This window comes from Exiguobacterium sp. MH3 (assembly GCF_000496635.1).
Lineage (GTDB): Bacteria > Bacillota > Bacilli > Exiguobacteriales > Exiguobacteriaceae > Exiguobacterium_A > Exiguobacterium_A indicum.
Genome location: NC_022794.1, coordinates 3,005,021 through 3,024,404, shown reverse-complemented (window position 1 = coordinate 3,024,404; position 19,384 = coordinate 3,005,021). Strand labels below are relative to the sequence as shown.

Below are 19,384 nucleotides of genomic sequence, written 5' to 3'. Positions count from 1 at the left end.
GGGGAACTGAAGTGACATATTCAATCGTTGGGTATTGTGAAAAAGAACAAGCATGGGGCGTTGCCGTTCAGTCGAAGTTTTTAGCGGTCGGGAGTGCTGTTCCGTTTGCGAAGGCAGGAGTGGGTGCGGTAGCGACACAGTCGTTTGCAAACACGACGTATGGTCCTGAAGGATTGCGGATGATCGAACAAGGCGCTTCAGCGGACGAAGTAATACGTCGATTAACGGAAGCAGATGAAGGACGAGCGGATCGCCAGGTCGGTATTATCGATGCGAATGGCAAGAGTGCGACATTCACGGGTGAGGGATGTAACGACTGGGCAGGCGGTATTGCCGGTAAACACTTTGCAGCGCAAGGGAATATTCTTGTAGACGGCAATACGGTGAAAGAGATGGCACGCGTCTTTGAATCGACGCAAGGTCCGCTTGCAGAACGTTTGTTGCGTGCGTTAGCAGCTGGTCAAGCAGCAGGCGGGGACTCACGCGGAATGCAATCAGCGGCACTGCTCGTCGTCAAGGAGGGTGGCGGATACGGTGGATTCAACGACCGCTATATTGATTTACGCGTTGACGATCATCCGAGTCCGATTGAAGAACTCGAACGCATCTATCAACTGCATACACTGTATCTGCAACCGAGTAAGCCGGAAGAAATCAAGCCGATTGATGATGTCTTAGAGTCAGAGTTGATGGATAAATTATTAGCGCTCGGCTACCGGGGTGATTTCGAAGACGCGTTCCGGACATATCTGCATACGGAAAACTTCGAGATGCGCGAACAAGCGGATCGTGCGATTGATACACGTGTTCTCGCGTATATTCGATCCCAATGAAAAATGACAGGATGGACCGCGGTCCATCCTGTCATTTTGTTCATACTTGTGTCGACTGGGCGCGAATCGGTACTTTAAATCCGGTCGCGATGAATCGTTCCATTTCCGGTTCCGATTTAGCGTTTAAGCCAACTGTTCCGTCTCCTTTTAATGCCACGTTCGTCAGCTTGACATGCGTGATGTCTGGACCGATCGTAATTCCGTGTTTAGCGGAATCCTCGATCCGAATATCACGAAGGCGTATATCCTCAGCCCCGTTTTCTCCACCAAAGATTTGAATATCCGTTTTCGCTTGACGGAATCCGCTCATCTTCAACTGACTGAGCGTGACGTTTCGTGCCTTATATTGAATTCCGATCATCGGTTGTTCTTGATAGTCATAATACGGATCACCGAGCACCGTAAAATCATGTATGACGACGTTACGGTAAGCGGAAACGACGAGTGCGCGCGGTTTTGAGTTCGCATATAACTCCGTATACTGAGGAGTTTGAGCGATCAAGCGCGTTGCGATGATATTGTAAGCCGTCTGAGACGTCGGATCAGTCGCCTGATGGTGTCCGATATGTCGGAAGTTAAAGGCACGATGATCATCAATCGATAGGTGACCGACGATTTTGACGGTTGAGGCAGCAGAAGAAGTCGCATGTGCCTTGATTTCGAGTCCACCGAAACACCGACTTGTTGCGTTGTTGAACAACCAGACGTCGCGTGATCCATCATCGATCTCGATTCCATTTGAATTGGAGAAGCCTTCTGCATGGGCACGTCCACTTGGGTCATGCATGAAGCAGTTCGAGATGAAGAGATGGTCACTATGGTGCGTCGTGATTCCGTCATCGCCGAATCCGGAACCGGTCAATCCGTCGAACCAGATGAATGAACTACTTAAGTTCGCGCGGGCGCCGTCCCCGTTGTAATTGTAATAGGGCGTCGAAATATCGAAACAGTGAAGTCCCGGGTTGACGGCCTCGACATCAAAGACCCAGCCATAGGTGACATGCGCGTATGTGAGACAACTGGAGTGGTTGCCCCATGTGCTACTTTTTTTCGCGTCACCGATGCGTTTGATGTTCCAATCGAGCGTCATTCTCTCGATAAGGAGATGATGATTGCCGAGAAGATAATTTTGATTCGTCACGAGACGACGGCCTTTTGGTGCCTTATCGTGCATCTTTAAGATTGTCTTCCCTTTGCCTGCCCCCGTTAAGATCGTGTAACTAGGCAAACGAATCCCTCGAACGACGTACGTACCGGCCGGGACATGGACTTGTCGATGTCCATCACCAAGCGCGTCGATGAACGCTTGTGTATCATCCGTCTGTCCATCACCGACTGCGCCAAAAGCAGTAACATCGACAGTTTCGACATCGCTGATCAAACGTTCGAACTCATGATTGAGACGACCGAACCAACTTGGTCGAATCTCATCGCGTTGTGTCACGAAAGCGGGTGTCAGCGGTAGAATATGTTTATCACGGTTCGTCAAAAATAATGGCGAGATCATCGAACGAAGCGTTCGACTGAGGTTAGGATTGCGTCGTGGTGCGACGAATGGACTATCGTGTAGCAGTTGTTCCGCTTGTCGAACTGCTTGTTCGTTGGTTGACGTTTTAACGTATTCCTGAATCAACGCCGCATTTTGATACGGATCATGCGTGTGATCGAGTTTTAACATGAAATGGTTCCCCTCTCTGAATAGGTCTGTCTACCTTTTCCCCTCTCTTTACACAATCATTCCTTGTTTCAAGACATCCATAAAAATACACAAAAATTTTTAATATGGATTATAATGGTATTTAAAAGAGGGGGTTTTCTGATGTCACTTCGAAAACGACTCGTAATTGGTATCGGACTGATTTTGCTAATCTTAGGAATCGGTAAGCCACTGACAGAAGCGGCTGTTCAAGCAATAAAGCCAAAAGCGGTTCAGACGTCTGGAATCGAAATGAACAGATCATGTAAACCGAACTGCAAGAAAAATGGAAAATTGTTAAACATTCTTTTTCTTTCGTGGTTGCCGAAAAAGAAGATGAAAAATGATGAAGATTTGCGTGTTTGGGACACGAACGAAAAGCCGAAAGAACAGAAAGATCTTAAACCGAAAAAGAGTAAGGTGATCGTTGTAGGGGTTGAAAATGCTAAGAGAGGTGCGAATGAAAAAGGAGGATCGTCCTCATCGATGTTACTGATGAGTCTGCTTGTTCTCCCTCTATTCATCATAAGCTATATCGTTTGGCGGAAACGTCGAAAGACCAAGAAGCACAGTGAAGAACTGATAAAAACTGATCTCCAAGTACAGCCTCCACATAATGACTTTATTTTGACAGAGAAACAAATTGATTTACCAGATTCCTGGATTCGCAAACAGCTCATCCAGTTCAATCGGATCCTCCCAGTCCGTTTACAGCGGCATGATACAGAAACGTTTCAGGAATGGTTCCTGCGAATCGGATTTCAACCTTCCCATCTCTTAATAAAAGCCTATCTCTTAGAACGGTACACAGAAAATGCTACAACGTTATCGGAGATGGACAAGAAAACGATTCAGGGAGAATTCGGAGCATTTATGCATCAGTTTGATTGAAAACGCTCGAGACTTGCTGTTGTATATGATCCTCAATCCCTGTCGCTTCTTTGAAAAACGGCAGGGATTTTTAGTGTGTCGATGGAAACAACAGGGTATAGAGAAGCACAAGCGAAAGGAGAGAGATCATGGAACACACTTTTTCAGCATTCGTCGTCCGAGAAGTCGACGGATCGTATGAGGGGAACATCGAGACAAAGAACGTCGATGATTTACCAGAAGGAGACGTCCTGATTCGTGTCACGCACTCATGCGTCAACTATAAGGATGCTTTATCGATGTCGGGTAATCGTGGGGTGACGAAATCCTATCCGCATACACCGGGCGTTGACGCAGCAGGATACATCGAACAAACGACAGATGAACGATTTCACATCGGTCAAGCCGTCGTCGTCAATGGCTTTGATTTCGGGATGAACACTTCGGGCGGATTTCAAGAATACATACGTGTACCAGCCGATTGGGTGACGCGACTTCCAGAATCCATTCATCCATTAGAAGCGATGCAATATGGAACGGCTGGATTGACGGCAGCGCAATCGGTTGATGAATTGTCGCGAATCGTCTCGAAGGATGCAGGACCGATCCTCGTGACGGGAGCGACGGGTGGCGTTAGTACGGTTGCGATTGCTTTACTGATTCGCTTAGGGTACACGGTACATGCCGTGACCGGAAAACGAGTAGAACAAGAACGGTTGCTTGAAAAGGGAGTGGCTGAGGTACTAGATCGTGCTACGTTCCTAGAAGAAACCGATCGTCCTCTAAAAAAGGGGCTTTATGCCGGTGTCATTGATACGGTAGGGGGACCATTGCTCGCGTCCGTCATTCGCTTCGTACAATATGGTGGTGTCGTCACGACGTGTGGGAACGTCGGTGGGGCAGAAATGACGTTGACAGTTTATCCTTTCATCCTACGTGGCGTCCGCTTGATCGGAATCGATGCGGTGCAAACACCAATTACCTATCGCGAAGAGCTATGGCAACGTTTAGCGAGTGACTGGCAGGTCGATCTTGCGTCAGAAGTCGACGTCAAAACACTAAACGACTTACCTGAAGTCGCAGAAGCCTTGCTGACTTCACGTCATCGTGGTCGAACTGTCATCGAAATTTAAATATTTCGAGTAAACATTGGTGGTATAGTGGGGAAAAACTGTGTCGACTTTTTCAGGAGGAACCATACATGAGTGAACACCAACAAGAACAAGAACGACAGTCGCGTCGAGAAAGACGGAAACAAAAACGAAATCGTCGAGGGATTGCCTTTGGTGGTATTCTCGCGACGGTATTCATCGTCGGTGGTTGGTTATATATGTTGACGAACAACGACGCCTCTCAAGCAACATCGACGCTCGAGAAGCCGAAAACGACCGATCAAGCAACGAAAAACGATGAGTCGAAGAAAGAAACAGCAGCGTCGAAAGATAAAAAAGAAGCGAAAAAAGAAAAGAAAAAATCAAAGAAAAAAGCAGCAGAGTATGCGCAAGCGGCTTGGGTGACACGTCCGTTCGCGAATGTCTATAGCGATGCGAGTCGTAGTAGTGTCATCTACAAAGCAGATTTAGGTGATGTCTATGAGGTGTTAGATGCGAAGGACGGCATGGTTCATCTCAAACTCAATGACAGTATCGAAGGGTACTTACCGGAAAGTGAAGTTCGTTTAGAAGCACCAAAAGGGACATCAGACAAAGCCGTTCTTACGGCGCTCTCACAAGCAGTCGCCAACCAACCAATCGACAAGCCGGAGCAGTATCTCGGAAAACCGATCGCTGAATTCGAAAAGAAGTACGGTGCCGTCGGTAATACACAAAAGGATGCCGTCAATACGTACTACTTCTCGAATGCTGGATATCTGCTCGTTGTCTCGGACGGAATCATTGAAGCAATCGACTGGACGAATGCGTCGACTGGTGGATTATCGACACTGGGTGAACCCGTCGTCGATACGAGCTATGGTACATGGTACGAGGGAGAATCCTTACAACTAAAAGTGTTCCCGGACAACGGCAAGATGCGTCTACGTCTTGCGCGTGATCCTGGACAAGAATGAATGAACGGCGGATTCGCTTCAAGCGAATCCGTCTTTTTTGCGCAAAAAACCTCCCGAGTCCGACACTCGGGAGGAAATATGAAAATCCTTTGGGAGGAGATTTTCTTAGTAGACGCCTACTGCATCAAATGATTTCGCTGCAGCTGTTGCTTCCGCACTTGTTGAACCGTAAAGGTCTTTTGCCGATTGAATGACTGCTGCACGGAGTGAGCTGAAGTTCGAGTTCGGAGTCAAGTACGTGTTGAGGGCACGGTAGTAGATCGCACCGAGTTTCGGTACACCGATTCCTGTGACAGATACGTTGTAGAACGTTCCACCGTTACCGAGGAGGTAAGCAGCTTTGTTGATGATACCAGAGTTGATATGGACACCACCGTTATCTTGTGTACCTGTGTAACGTTTTGAGTAGTGATCAGGATCGCCGTAAGCAGCTGGGTTCGACATCGAACGGAGTGCGTCACCGCTAACTCCAGGTGTGTAGATGTCTTCTCCTACGAGCCAGTCGAAGTTCGATCCGACTGTATACTCAGCTACTGTACCCATGATATCTGAAACGGCTTCGTTGATCGCACCAGATTCGTTTTGGTACACGAGACCAGCTGTGTATTCTGTGACAGCGTGTGTCAATTCGTGAGCGACGACGTCAAGTGCGCCCGAGAGTGCGACGAATGTCGTGCCATCTCCGTCACCATAGACCATCTTCGTGCCATCCCAGAATGCGTTGTTGTAGTTCGTTGAATAGTGAACTGTTGAGTTCAAGCGTGCACCAGCGTTGTCGTAACTGTTACGACCATATGTGTTTTTATAGAAATCATATGTTTTTGCAGCGTTGACGTGTGCACTGACAGCAGCGCGGTCATATGTCGCGTTAAAGACGTTATCTGCATCTGCCCAGAGTGTTCCTGGGAGTGATGTCCGGTTTTTCGCGTCGTATGTGTAGACACCTTTACCACGCGTCGTATCTTGAAGATAGTACGTTGAACCGCTCAACGTCGTATTGAATGTTGCGCTTGTACCAAGTACTGTCGTACCTGTTGCGTGAGCGAGTTGGTCAAACTTGTTAAGTACTTTACCTGAGTTCGCATCGATGAAGTATGTCCAACGTGATGGCTCTTTGCCCGCGAGGACAGTCGATGTGACTTTGTATGCATACACAGCATCATCTTTTACTGGATAGATGACGAGTTCTGCTTTTGGAGCGACTTCGAATTTAGAAGCCTTGATTGCTTTTTGATAAAGCTTGATCGCTTTCTTTTCAGAGAGCGTTGCTTTTTTCGCGAGACCTGGTTTTCCTTTAACGTTGATCGCATCGTTTACGACTGCTTTCAAAGTACCGTCTTTCGCGACGTTCCCGACGACGACACTACCAAAGACAGGGACGCCATCCACTTCTTGTTGGAGACGTACGATCTGTGAAGATCCGTCTTTTTCGACGTTCTGAACAGCAAAGTCACCTTTTTTGTTCACGAAATCTTTAACGATCGTTGCAGCTGGTTCTGACGAAGCTTTCGTGAGTTTACCAGACTGAAGACCTTCTGCACCTACGACTGTAGGAACAACAAGTACACTTGCGACAAGCGATGTAGCGAGAAACTTTTTCAAAATAAATCGCCTCCTTGTTTGGGTTGAGTCTAACTATGCCAAAGAATGAAGAAAGCGAGAATAAGTCATTCGAATTAAATCGAATTTTCTGAATATAGTCCGTAGTACCTGGACTGAATTATTAACTGTAAAAGATATTTCAAGACGAAAAAAGAACCATTCAAGAGAATGGTTCAGCGAATGCGTTGGTAGAGATGGTGGACGTCATCTCGGGTCTCATCAATTTTAAAATCATGTGGATCAAGCTCGATTCCTTGCTTTGAAGCAAAGCGTTGGATTTTCTCGAATGATTTCCAAATTTCGATATCCGGTCCTTCGTGCTTCCAGAAGACATAACGCGCAGCTGGAATCCGGTGACCTTTCATTCCTTTTGGGATGCCATCGAGTGAGGAGACGGGATACCCGACACATTGGGAGTATTTGGTTCCATTTCGTTCGAGTGAGATATCAAGCGGATAGCTATCTGGCTTTGCAGGAATCTCATGTGAACGTCTTGAAAATTCACGCCAGAGTTCCGGCATCAACGTATGCAGTTCGTTTTCTTCGCAAGTCAGTCCAAGACCAACAAAATAAAATTCATGACGTTCCACGATTTTCGGATGCATGAGAATCTCCTTTCCGTATTTATGACACGTCTTTGATTAGCGAACGTTTCAAGTCTAGAAAAAGACGCGTAAAGGTAGCATCCCATTGTGTACCCATGCCTTCTTCTAAGATAGATAAAGCTTTCTCAACAGGCATTCCCTTACGATAGGGACGATCGGATGTCATCGCATCGTAGGCATCGGCAATGGCCATGATTCGACCGAACAGTGGAATGTCTTCTCCTACGAGACCTTCCGGATACCCCTTTCCGTCGTAGCGTTCGTGATGGTACTTTACCCCAGGAAGAATCGGTTGTAACGTCTTTGGGAGCTGAACTTGCGATAGAATGTGCACACCGATGACAGGATGTTGTTGGATGATCTGAAATTCTTCGTCAGTCAAGCGTCCTTCTTTCAACAACACATCATCTCGAATCCCAATCTTTCCGATATCATGTAATAGCGCTGATTTACGTAACAACTCGATTTGTTCGTGAGGTAGGTTTGCAGCAGTAGCGATTTCGACGGAATAGGCAGCAACGCGAAGCGAGTGTCCGGCCGTGTAAGGATCCCGGGCATCGAGTGTTGCCGCAAATAACGTAAACAGACTATCGAGCAATTGCTCATTTTGTTCATCGCGTTTTTTGATTCCTTCCATCATCAGGTTAAAGCCGGATACGAGATGAGAAAATTCATCAGAATAGGGATTCGGTAACGAGATGAGTCGATTATTTTCGACATCTTGAATCCCTTGCTGGAGAATCGCAATCGGCTTTCGGATGTTTTCATAAAGAAGAAGACTACAAAACGTCGCGACGGACAAGATGACGACTAAGATGAGTGTCGCCCAACTCCAGTAGGAACGAAGGCTCTCATTTTCCGTTAGTTGTACAGCTGAGGCGAGAACGAACAGCATGACCGGAAAAACGCCGATGATCAAGGTGCTGATGAGCATCTTGTGTCTTAACGTGACAACCGTCGTTTTTTTCGGAACATCGAATCTGCGATCAAGAGCATGTTTCTCTAAAGTAAGTAGCATCTGCTCCGTGACACGATAAGTCAGAAAAAACTCGATCAAAGCGTGGAGAATTGCGACGAGGACAGCACCAAAACAGGCGAGACCGATCAAATAGTACGGCATTCGTAACCATCCTTGAGAGATCGCGAGTGCCGTTAAAAGTGACGAAGGAACCGAGAGACCTAAGAAGTGTGGTCCCATGATTCGCTGAACTGTCAGAACCGGAAACCGATGCGCTGTCCGATAAGCATTTTGAAAAGAAGACAGCGAAGGAAAGTCAGTTTGAAAGAAGTATCGTAAAGAGCGAACATGCCTTGAGTAGACGAGATATTCTAATAAAACCATTAAACTAACAGAAAAAAACATGATACCAATTAGAATGAGTTGTTCTGTCCCGGTAAAAGTCAGTGTCTCAAAAATAAATAGACATCCGACGCCGAACACAGCGACAAATGAACCAATTAAATAGTTTCTAAGCAAATGACGTTCAAAACGTTTTATAGCGCTCATTGTATCCTCCTTATGTAATCATCAGAGTGTTTTCAGCGTACCGTGAAACAAAAGAAGAAATCCGGTCATTTTTACAAAAAAGGAGAGTAATTTTTAAAATAACTGATTAATTTAAATTCCAAAAAATAGGTATGGTCGAAAAGAACTAATTATCTTAAAAGCGATTGATTAACGAAATAAAATAACCTATGATTTGAATATTCAGAAAAGTATAGTAATCACATGCTTTTCACTACTACATAGGGGGTCAATTCACGTGGGGAAAAAGAAACAGCTTAGCCTAGCCGTTCTATCTGGAATTACGGCAGCTGCTTTTGCTGTTGGTCCGGTGTTACCTGGTGGGCAGGTAACGTCCGTACAAGCAGCCGAAAAAGTAGCACCTGGTGCACCGATGGATTTAAACACGGTCGATCAGGATCGATTAGCAAAAGTGCTTGAAAAACGTGGGGTCATTTCAAAAGCAGCTTCAACAGAAGCAAAACAACAAGCCGTTCAAAAGTATCTGGACAAAAAGGCGAACGGAAAACCGGCTGCTGATCACGATCATGATCATGAATCCAGTAAAGAAGCAGCATTTGATAAGAAGACAAAAGACTTCTTAACAAAGCAAAAGGAAAAACTTGCTAAACAATTGAAGAAAAAACACGGAAACTACAAAAAAGGCAACCCAAACGGCTTCGTTAAAGTAGATAAAGCGAAACAGGCAGCCTATAACGGTGCAACACGGACGGATAAAGTCCTTGTCCTCCTCGTCGAGTACAGCGACTTCAAGCACAACAACGTCGTTCAAGAACCTGGATATATGTACTCAGATGACTTCAATCAAAAACATTACCAAGATTTAATGTTTGGTGATAAAGAATTCGAACTTTTCAATGGTGACAAAGTAAAGACGTTCAAACAATACTATGAAGAACAATCAGGTGGTAGTTATTCAGTCGATGGTACGGTATCGAACTGGTTGACGGTTCCTGGTACAGCGAAGGATTACGGTTCAGATAATCCTGCTGGTGGAAACGATAACTTACCGGGATCAAAAGGACCACGTGGTCTCGTCAAGGATTCGTTAGCGGCAGCTGTCCAAGCCGGCATTAACTTAGCAGATTACGATAAGTTCGACCAGTACGATATGGATGGAGACGGTGACTTGAACGAACCAGATGGTCTCGTCGATCACTTGATGATCATTCATGCGGGTACGGGACAAGAAGCAGGTGGCGGTACTCTTGGTGACGATGCAATCTGGTCACACCGCTGGACGTTAGATGGTGTTCATCCGGTAGCAAATACGACAGCAAGTGTTGATTACTGGGGTGGAAAAATGGCTGCTTATGATTACACGGTGCAGCCTGAAGATGGTGCGGTTGGTGTCTTCGCGCACGAATTTGGTCATGATCTTGGATTACCTGATGAGTACGATACGAAGTACACGGGTCAAGGTGAACCAGTCGCTTCATGGTCCATCATGAGTGGTGGTAGCTGGAACGGAAATATCGCCGGAACAGAACCAACAAGTTTCTCACCACAAAACAAAGAGTTCTTCCAAAATGTGATGGGTGGAAACTGGGCGAATATCCAACAAGTTGATTTTGATTCCTTAGATAAGCTAGGAACAGCTTCGTACCTCGATCAGAGCGTCACGAAATCGAAAAATCCAGGAATCATCAAAGTCAACTTACCGAAAAAACCGGTAAAAGGCATCGCACCGGCATTTGGTAAAAAGTATTACTACAGCACAAAAGGGAACGACTTGCATACATCCATGACATCTCCGGAGTTTGATTTGACGAATGCGAAAGAAGCGAAGTTCGACTTCAAAGCATTGTATGATATTGAATATAACTACGACTTCTTGACTGTTACAGCGACGGCGGATGGACAATCAAAAGTCATCGATACAATCGGTGATGAAGATACAGATGGAGATCAGCGCGCTGATTCTACTAAAGGAGCATGGGTAGATAAATCGTACGATCTCAGCGAATTCGCGGGTAAAAAAGTGACATTGAAATTTGATTACGTCGGAGACGCTGGTCTTGCGCTAGATGGATTCGCACTTGATAACGCGAAGCTAACGGTTGACGGTAAAGTCGTCTTTGAAGATGATGCAGAAGGTACGCCGAAATTCACGCTTGACGGTTTCGTCGCATCAGACGGTTTCTCTTACGCAGATAACGCATACTACCTCGAATGGCGTAACTATGCAGGCTCGGATAAAGCACTCGAGCATGCACGCGGCGTGAAGTATAACACAGGGCTTGTCGTCTGGTACGGTGATTCGAGCTTTGACGATAACTGGGTAGGTGTTCACCCAGGTGAAGGATTCCTTGGAGTCGTTGACTCACATCCTGAAGCAATCGTCGGAACACTCAATGGTAAACCGGTCACGACAGGAAGCACACGTTACCAAATCGCAGATGCTGCGTTTAGCTTTGATAAAGCACCTGCATGGTTGATTGATTCGCCATCACGTGGAACATACGATTATAAAGGTCTCCCAGGTGTGACAAAGTTCGATGATTCGAAATCGTATATCAACCAGTTGATTCCGGATGCAGGGAAACTACTCCCGAACAATGGTTTGAAGATTGAAGTCATCGGTGAAGCAAAAGATAACTCTGCTGGAGCTGTCTGGATCCACCGTTAAAACAGAAGAACAGGTTCAGTTTCGGCTGAACCTGTTTTTTGTTTTAGTTATGTAGAAGAAGTGGAATCAATTGGAAAAAACATTGGTCTGACAACTTGACTTTTAAAGCGCATCCATTCTATACTTACGTTAGCTTAATATTGTTATTGTCATTACGGATTCACATCGTGTCACGAACAATCTTTTCGTTGCTCCATGTATTTCGGGACAATAATGAATTCTTTTCATATGCCCAGCATATGTATTAAGTAATTTATTTTTGGAGGTTGTTCCCATGAACACAGGTAAAGTAAAATGGTTTAACGCAGAAAAAGGTTTCGGTTTCATCGAAGTTGAAGGCGGAGAAGACGTATTCGTACATTTCTCAGCAATCACTGGTGAAGGCTTCAAAACTCTTGACGAAGGTCAAGAAGTTGAGTTCGAAATCACTGAAGGCGCACGTGGAGCACAAGCTGCTAACGTCGTAAAACTTTAATTTCAACTATTCAATCGTCCCTTTTCGGAGGGGCGGTTTTTTATTAGACTAATATCTTGAATTCAAGATAAATGTGAGATATACTCCAATTACCAAATCATTGACAAGGAGTGAGGAAGATGGAATTACTCGGAATTCATCATGTATCGATCTTAACAGGCATGGCGGAACGCAATTATCAATTCTACACACAAATACTTGGCATGCGTCTGATCAAAAAGACTGTCAATCAAGATGACACGACATCGTATCATTTGTTTTATGGAGATGCGGAAGGGAATCCAGGAACGGACTTGACGTTTTTTGATATTCCGCATCTTGGAACGGGCGTACCGGGGGCATCGAGTATCTCTTCGACATCGCTTCGTGTCAAAACAACGGCTGCACTTCATTTTTGGAAACAACGTTTTGAAGCGAAAGGTGTGGATCACGATGAAATCGTCGAGCGAGCAGGGCGTCGAACACTCGCCTTTCGTGATCAGGAAGGAACACGTTTGATTCTCGTCGCAGAAGATGGTGAGGTAGGTGTCACAGGTGGTGTACCATGGCCGCAAGAAGAAATTCCATCGGAGCATGCAATCGTTGGACTAGGAGCCGTCACATTGACGGTCAACGATCCGACGTTGACGATCCGTGTACTGACGGAAGTCATGGGATTCCGAAAAGTAGGTTCTTATCCATCTTTAGCAGGTGACTTTGCACCGATTGAAGTCTATGCAACGGGAGAAGGTGGTATCGGAGCAGAGGTTCATATCGAGGCACGTCCAGATCTCGACCGAGAACGTCTTGGTCGTGGTGGCGTCCATCACGTCGCGTTCCGAGTACCGAACAGTGATGAATATGAAAAGTGGGTCGAACGCCTGAATGCCTATCACTTACCGAACTCTGGTAAAGTCGATCGTCACTATTTCCAAGCTCTTTACTTCCGGGAACCGAACCATATCTTATTCGAACTCTCGACAGATACACCGGGATTCGCGACGGATGAGTCGGTTGAAACGTTAGGGGAGACGCTTGCGTTACCACCATTTCTTGAACCAAAGCGAGCTGCCATCGAAGCGCGGTTACGTCCACTTGAAATCTGACAATCCTGTGACACAGGTCACAGAAGGATCGTCCATCCCGTATACTAAGAACAGGAATCAAGAAAAAGGAGTGACGGGATGTTAAGAACTACGCTTGGGCAATTCCGAATGATTGCGATACTAGAAGGAATCTCGTTTTTAGTCTTACTGTTGATTGCGATGCCGTTGAAGTATATGGCGGATATTCCGCAAGCTGTTTCGGTCGTGGGTGCACTTCACGGTGTCTTGTTCGTCATGTATGCACTCTGGCTCGCGGTCGTGAAATTCAAATACGATTGGTCGATCGTCAAAGCGGGGATTGCGTTCATCGCATCATTCATCCCGTTTGGTACGTTCGTGCTCGACTGGAAGCTAAAACAGGAAGCAACAAACGCGTAAATTGTGTATACTGAATAGAGCACGGCTGTGGATAACTGTTTTTGTCTATGCGAAGCAGGTTATCCACAGCTTTTTTCTGTGGATAATTTTTAGGAGGATATATCATGTCAACATTTGAAACATTACACATCAGTGACCTGTGGATAAAAAAATTACAAAAACAAGGCATCAAGGAACCAACACCGATTCAAGAACAGGCGATTCCGTCATTACTCGACGGACGCGACTTGATTGGTCAAGCGCAAACGGGAACAGGGAAGACATTAGCGTTTCTCTTGCCAATCCTTGAGCAAATCGATGTCGAATCACAAACAGTACAAGCATTGATCGTCGCACCGACACGCGAACTTGCGCGTCAAATTGCCGATGAGACGCATAAACTGATTCGGAACACGGAACAGTACCGTGCGCTTGCTGTATACGGTGGACAAGACGTCTTTAAACAGATTCAACGCCTCGGTCGGATGCCACAAATCATCATCGGGACACCAGGACGAATTCTTGACCACGTCGGTCGCGGTACACTTGATTTAAGTGAATTACGGACGCTTGTCTTGGATGAGGCGGACCAAATGCTACAAATCGGTTTCTTGCCAGAAATTGAAGACATCATCGAAGCAGCACCGGTTGATCGTCAATTCGTCATGTTATCTGCAACGATGCCACCGAAAGTAGAGGAACTGGCGAAAACGTATTTGCGTAATCCAGTCGAAGTACAGGTGGAGGCGGAAAGCATTACTGTTGAAGCGATCGAACAGTTCGTCGTCGAAACAACGGATCGCCGCAAGCAAGCGACACTGCGGACGATGCTTGACGAGATGCGTCCGTACGCAGCCATTATTTTCTGCCGTACACAACGTCGCGTTAGTAAATTGAACGAAGAAATGCAGATGCAAGGGTATCCGACGGATGAATTGCACGGTGGACTAACGCAAGGGAAACGTGAAAAAGCGATGGCGAAGTTCTATCAAGGAAAAACACAATTCCTGATCGCAACAGATGTCGCTTCGCGTGGACTTGATGTGACAGGTGTGACACACGTCTTTAACTATGATTTACCGGATGATGCGGAAAGCTACGTTCACCGGATTGGTCGGACAGGACGTGCTGGGAACGACGGAATTGCCGTTTCCATCGTAACACCAAAAGATGGTCGGACGTTCCGTGATATGGAACGGGAATTGAACATCTCGGTCACGCCGATCGTCGTCGAATTGTCTGAAGAAGCGATTCGCGCACAGCACGATCAAAGTAAAGGATCACGGAAGACGACAGAAGGACGTGGAAACACACGTCGTTCGAATAACCGTCGCCCGGGACGTGCACATCGTAAATAAACAGAAACAAGATAAAAAAGCCGGTCTACTTCTCTTATCAAAAGAGAAAATAGACCGGCTCTTGTTTTATTTGGCGTAGACCATCTGACCACCGAGATGACCAGTATAAGCAAGTAGTCCGCTACCGACGATGGCAACAACGAAACTGAGTAATAAAAACATTTTTTTGTTCGAGCGGTAACCTAACAAAAGAAATAACAGCGAGACACCAAAGGCAACGAGACTGAACAGTGCAAAATGCTCATGATTTTCGATGGCAGCATGGGTAACGCTGCTTAAATTCGCTTCCGCATACTCTTCTGCTCCGTCTCCAGACAAATAGGCAGCGACTCCGGAAATCAGACCGACGACTAACGTAAAAAGGGCAAACAGTTTGAATTGTGTCCACTTCAGACTGATGAGTAATAGGATCGTCGCAAATAATAAAAGTGCAATCGGTGCATGGACAAGAAGTGGATGAAGCGGTACGTTCCCCAACATATCAAAAACCTCCTTGGATAAGTATGGTAAAGCATAATTTCACTTTACCCTGCTTATCTGACAGTTAACTGACACCGTTTTAAAGAGTTGGGAAATGAATGATGAACCGTGTACCTTCACCTAATGTGGAATCAATGGAAATCGTTCCGCCATGTTGCTCTGCAATGGATTGAGCGATTGATAACCCAAGACCGGTTCCTGTTCCGTGACGCGAATGGTCACCCCGGTAAAAACGTTCGAATATTTTAGCTTGTTGATCGGAAGCGATACCGATTCCGCGGTCCTGTATCGTCAACTGGCGTTCTGTAGTAGTTTTTTCGAGGGAGACATCAATGACGTCATCGCTGTAGACAAGAGCATTCTCAAGAAAGACCGTCAATAAGCGGTTCAATTGATGGGCATCCCCTTTCATGCGTAAGTCAGGCATTATCGAGGCGTGGATGACGCGATCCGAGTAGGCATGCTGAAAACGTTCGACGGTCTTTTGAACGAGTGAACTAAGGTCAACTTCTTGTTTCGGTGAAGGTTGTCCTTCTCGCGCAAGCAATAGTAAATCAGAGACTAAATACTGCATCCCTGCCGTTTCTGCTTTGATATCCTCTAGAATCGTGCGTCCTTCATTCGAAAGTGATTCCGCTTCTAGCAATTCAATCCCGCTATAGACGATTGTCAGAGGTGTCCGTAGTTCATGTGAAGCATCGGATGTAAAACGACGTTGGCGATCGAATGCTTGTTGCACCGGAATGACGGCTCGACCAGCAAGGATGTATCCGACTAGCGTCAGAACGATCGTTGCGAGAACGGCAATTCCCGCAAGAACGGCAATCAATCGCTGTAAGGTATCTTCGGTCGGAGAGATGTCCTTCATTAGCAGTAGTCGTCCTTCTTCGGTACTTCGTTGATACAGTAAGAAGTGTCGATCATCCCATTCCACTTGTTTCGTCGTATCATTCGAGCTTAAAAAACGGCGCAGTGTTTTCATCTCGACGCCAGGCGGCAAACTTGCATAGCGTTCATTTCCTGAACCGTCGAGTAACTGGAAATAGATCGGATTTCGGATGAATTGATCTTCCCCGTGCTCGATCCGTTCGAAGATATCTCGATCAGATACTCCCTTCAATTGATTCAATTCCATTCGATTCAGCAATTGGGCGTTCGTGACATACACACCGATCAGGATGAGGACTAGTACAAGAAAGAACGAGCCACTGAATAACAAGGTCAGTCGTTTTCGAATCGATTCAAGCATGCGGATCACCTAAACGATAACCGAACCCGCGAACTGTCCGAATCAAATTAGGAGCACCGACCGCATCTAATTTTTTCCGAACGAGTCGGACGAGCGCATCGAGCGCGTTATCGGTAATATCCGCACCGATCCCCCACACGACTTCGATGATTAATTCACGACTCATGACCTGTTCAGGTCGTCTTAACAGTAAGGAAAGGAATTCAAATTCACGTCGTGTTAAATCAATCGGATGATGTTCATAGGAAATTGTTTGTGACGATAGATCGAGTACTAGTCCGTTGAAGGAGACCGTCGACACGAATGCCTTTTGTTGACGACGACTGAGCGCGCGCAAACGTGCCAGTAATTCATTCGATTGAAACGGTTTAACGAGATAGTCATCCGCTCCACTATCGAGACCATGAACGAGATCAATTTCCGTATCACGAGCAGTCAGCATCAAGATGCCACCTTCGAACTGTTCTTGGCGTAAGGTAGCGGCGACTTCGACCCCACTCTTGCGAGGCATCATCCAATCGAGAACGAGTAAGTCATAGCGATACGTCTGACATTGGAGGAGCGCTTCCACTCCATCCTGCGCAACATCTACCTGATATCCTGCCCGCTCCAAATGGAGGCGTAACATCTTCGCAAGACGCTGATCATCTTCTGCTACCAAAACGCGCATGCACATCGCTCCTCTTTTTTTCTCATTATCCCATAGTTGCCGTCAGTTAGTTGTCAGTTTTTTTCGATACAGTAAACGTAACAAGAAGGGAGAGGAAACAGATGAAACCAAAACCATTTGCGAAATGGCTCGTCGGGCTTAGTAGTTCCGTCTTCATCGGACTTGCGATTGGTCAGTTGAGTGTTAGCTCGAACGATTCCTCTACGACACCTGTTTCGACAGGCGATACGTATTCGAACGATACGACGCTACCATCTCAAGGGAATCAGTATAGCGATGATGAAGGCGAATACGAAGGGGATGATGGATATTACGAAGATGACGATGATGATCAATGGCAAGGTGATGAATCGTCTGGCTTCAGTCAACCCGGTGGATCAAGTGACGGTCAGTCTAGCCATTCGAGGTAAGGAGGAGGAAGATGGAGCGACAATTGTATGCGATGCATAATCAGGTGCGGTTCGTGACGGATCAGCCGATCGATGAAGCAGAATGGGAGGAACTTGTCCGATTCTTTCATTATGTGGATCGGCAGTGGTCACGCTTTGATAAGCAAAGTGAAGTCAGTCGATTGAATCGCTTACGGATCGGCGACACGTTATCTGTGTCCTTACCGTTAGCCCGCTTACTGGCCCGCGCCACGCGATACTTCGAGCAGACCGAACGTTATTTTTCCCCATTCCTGCTGGCGCAACAACAAGCCAATGGCTATCGCCAATCATTTCCCTTCACACAAGCGGTCGCTTATGAAGAGGTTGCTCCACCAGAAATCGCTCCATTCATCATTGAAGGATGTGACGTGACTCGAGTCGGAGGCGGTTTTATCGACTTAGGTGGCATCGGAAAAGGAGCTGCCGCGATGATTGCAGCGCAACGACTACGAAAAAGCTGGAATCGTGGATTGATTGAAGCGGGAGGCGACGTCATCGTCTGGTCCGATGAGGAACCATGGAATATTACGATCACGCATCCCGAGACCGAACAACGCGTCGCTGATGTGCAATTACGACAAGGCGCGGTCGCGACATCGAACCGTGTCTATCGATCGTGGAAGACGGACGGACAGACGCATCATCATTTATTGGATGGACGAACAGGACGTCCGACGAAAAGTCCGATTCTTCAAGTGACCGCATCTGCGCCACAACTCTATGAAGCGGAAGTCATGACGAAGCTTGCTTTTCAGATGACAGAGACAGAACGTCAAGAAAAGCTGTTTCGTTGGTTTCCAAAAGGACGATTATTGATTTTGGATACTGCTGGGGAATGGCGAAGTGAACAGAAGGGAGTGAGTGAGACATGGACTGGATGAAATGGTTGTTCTCAACATGGACGATGATCCGGTTGAGTGGATTAAGTGGGCACTTCTTCATGACGATTTCTGTCTTAGCGGGATTGCTCGGTTCCTACCCGGCACTCAAAAAACAAAAAGCACGACTGCATCACGTGCACTTATATAGTGGCTGGGCAGGTTTGCTCGCAATCGTCCTTCATGCGACGCTCATCATCGTCGATTCATACGCACCACTGACGATCTTTGAAGTCCTGATTCCGGGCCAAGCTTCTTATGAACCACTCTGGAATGCGCTAGGAACGATCAGTCTCTACTTATTCGGATTCGTTCTCGTGACTTCGGATTTCTTAATGGAGACGTTAGGCAAGACGCTTTGGAAATTGACACACTGGCTGGTCTTACCTGCTTGGCTATTAATGACGGCACATGGTCTTTTCATCGGTACGGATACCGGAACCCTGTTCACGACGATCTGGTACGCTGTCTCAACACTGACGATGTTTACGCTCGTCCTTTATCGGATGCGAATCCGTCCTGTGCAACGGACTCGAACTTCAGCAAAAGAGCGCTCAGTCGTACGCTGAGCGC

At 46.4% G+C, this 19,384-nt stretch carries 19 protein-coding genes; 12 read left to right on the top strand and 7 right to left on the bottom strand.

What is annotated here, in order from left to right:
- The first annotated feature begins 11 nt into the window (after positions 1 to 11).
- Positions 12 to 833 carry a DUF1028 domain-containing protein gene (locus U719_RS15685; protein ID WP_023469761.1) on the top strand — a complete coding sequence of 274 codons (822 nt, stop codon included), beginning with the start codon at positions 12 to 14 and terminating at the stop codon, positions 831 to 833.
- Between the two features lie 40 nt (positions 834 to 873).
- On the opposite strand, the gene U719_RS15680 is transcribed toward U719_RS15685, so the two are convergent.
- The gene (locus U719_RS15680; protein WP_023469760.1) at positions 874 to 2,511 is read right to left on the bottom strand and encodes a glycosyl hydrolase family 28-related protein; all 1,638 of its coding nucleotides are present in this window, start codon (positions 2,509 to 2,511) and stop codon (positions 874 to 876) included.
- 141 nt (positions 2,512 to 2,652) lie between these two features.
- Here U719_RS15680 and U719_RS15675 point away from each other — a divergent pair, with 141 nt between their 5' ends.
- The 3 genes from U719_RS15675 (at position 2,653) to U719_RS15665 (ending at position 5,467) form a co-directional block, all read left to right on the top strand.
- Positions 2,653 to 3,420, top strand: a complete 768-nt coding sequence (locus tag U719_RS15675) for a hypothetical protein (protein WP_023469759.1) — start codon at positions 2,653 to 2,655, stop codon at positions 3,418 to 3,420.
- A 128-nt stretch (positions 3,421 to 3,548) separates the two neighbouring features.
- Positions 3,549 to 4,532, top strand: coding sequence for a YhdH/YhfP family quinone oxidoreductase (locus U719_RS15670; protein ID WP_023469758.1), 984 nt, complete (start codon positions 3,549 to 3,551; stop codon positions 4,530 to 4,532).
- Between the two features lie 68 nt (positions 4,533 to 4,600).
- Positions 4,601 to 5,467, top strand: a complete 867-nt coding sequence (locus U719_RS15665; RefSeq protein WP_023469757.1) for a hypothetical protein — start codon at positions 4,601 to 4,603, stop codon at positions 5,465 to 5,467.
- Positions 5,468 to 5,572: 105 nt separating this feature from the next.
- On the opposite strand, the gene U719_RS15660 is transcribed toward U719_RS15665, so the two are convergent.
- The 3 genes from U719_RS15660 to U719_RS15650 form a co-directional block, all read right to left on the bottom strand.
- Positions 5,573 to 7,069, bottom strand: coding sequence for a M4 family metallopeptidase (locus U719_RS15660; protein ID WP_023469756.1), 1,497 nt, complete (start codon positions 7,067 to 7,069; stop codon positions 5,573 to 5,575).
- 173 nt (positions 7,070 to 7,242) lie between these two features.
- On the bottom strand, positions 7,243 to 7,674 hold the full coding sequence (locus tag U719_RS15655) for a GyrI-like domain-containing protein (protein WP_023469755.1): 432 nt from the start codon (positions 7,672 to 7,674) through the stop codon (positions 7,243 to 7,245).
- Positions 7,675 to 7,693: 19 nt separating this feature from the next.
- Positions 7,694 to 8,872 (bottom strand): HD-GYP domain-containing protein, encoded by a 1,179-nt coding sequence (locus tag U719_RS15650; RefSeq protein WP_369792080.1) that lies wholly within the window; start codon positions 8,870 to 8,872, stop codon positions 7,694 to 7,696.
- Positions 8,873 to 9,437: 565 nt separating this feature from the next.
- On the opposite strand from U719_RS15650, the gene U719_RS15645 reads away from it, so the two are divergent.
- From U719_RS15645 to U719_RS15625, 5 genes are all read left to right on the top strand, one after another.
- A complete protein-coding gene (locus U719_RS15645; protein ID WP_023469753.1) occupies positions 9,438 to 11,828 on the top strand; it encodes an immune inhibitor A domain-containing protein in 2,391 nt (796 codons plus the stop codon).
- Positions 11,829 to 12,102: 274 nt separating this feature from the next.
- Entirely contained in the window at positions 12,103 to 12,303 is a 201-nt protein-coding gene (locus U719_RS15640; RefSeq protein ID WP_023469752.1) for a cold-shock protein, read from the top strand.
- Positions 12,304 to 12,422: 119 nt separating this feature from the next.
- Entirely contained in the window at positions 12,423 to 13,388 is a 966-nt protein-coding gene (locus U719_RS15635; RefSeq protein ID WP_023469751.1) for a ring-cleaving dioxygenase, read from the top strand.
- Between the two features lie 78 nt (positions 13,389 to 13,466).
- Positions 13,467 to 13,766 carry a DUF3817 domain-containing protein gene (locus tag U719_RS15630; protein ID WP_023469750.1) on the top strand — a complete coding sequence of 100 codons (300 nt, stop codon included), beginning with the start codon at positions 13,467 to 13,469 and terminating at the stop codon, positions 13,764 to 13,766.
- Positions 13,767 to 13,870: 104 nt separating this feature from the next.
- Complete coding sequence (locus U719_RS15625; protein ID WP_023469749.1) at positions 13,871 to 15,103, top strand: DEAD/DEAH box helicase; 1,233 nt, start codon at positions 13,871 to 13,873, stop codon at positions 15,101 to 15,103.
- Between the two features lie 66 nt (positions 15,104 to 15,169).
- Here the strand turns inward: U719_RS15625 and U719_RS15620 are convergent, their stop codons facing one another.
- The 3 genes from U719_RS15620 to U719_RS15610 form a co-directional block, all read right to left on the bottom strand.
- Positions 15,170 to 15,583 (bottom strand): DUF2231 domain-containing protein, encoded by a 414-nt coding sequence (locus U719_RS15620; RefSeq protein ID WP_023469748.1) that lies wholly within the window; start codon positions 15,581 to 15,583, stop codon positions 15,170 to 15,172.
- Between the two features lie 79 nt (positions 15,584 to 15,662).
- The gene (locus tag U719_RS15615) at positions 15,663 to 16,832 is read right to left on the bottom strand and encodes a cell wall metabolism sensor histidine kinase WalK (RefSeq protein ID WP_023469747.1); all 1,170 of its coding nucleotides are present in this window, start codon (positions 16,830 to 16,832) and stop codon (positions 15,663 to 15,665) included.
- A complete protein-coding gene (locus U719_RS15610; RefSeq protein WP_023469746.1) occupies positions 16,825 to 17,502 on the bottom strand; it encodes a response regulator transcription factor in 678 nt (225 codons plus the stop codon). The genes U719_RS15615 and U719_RS15610 overlap by 8 nt, the downstream gene beginning before the upstream one ends.
- Positions 17,503 to 17,603: 101 nt before the next feature.
- On the opposite strand from U719_RS15610, the gene U719_RS15605 reads away from it, so the two are divergent.
- From U719_RS15605 to U719_RS15595, 3 genes are read left to right on the top strand one after another with little or no spacing between them, the layout of a single operon-like run.
- Positions 17,604 to 17,912: a hypothetical protein gene (locus U719_RS15605; protein WP_023469745.1), complete on the top strand. Its 309-nt coding sequence runs from the start codon at positions 17,604 to 17,606 to the stop codon at positions 17,910 to 17,912.
- 11 nt (positions 17,913 to 17,923) lie between these two features.
- Positions 17,924 to 18,814, top strand: a complete 891-nt coding sequence (locus U719_RS15600) for an FAD:protein FMN transferase (RefSeq protein WP_023469744.1) — start codon at positions 17,924 to 17,926, stop codon at positions 18,812 to 18,814.
- A complete protein-coding gene (locus U719_RS15595) occupies positions 18,802 to 19,380 on the top strand; it encodes a hypothetical protein (protein WP_023469743.1) in 579 nt (192 codons plus the stop codon). The genes U719_RS15600 and U719_RS15595 overlap by 13 nt, the downstream gene beginning before the upstream one ends.
- The last annotated feature ends 4 nt before the right edge of the window (positions 19,381 to 19,384 follow it).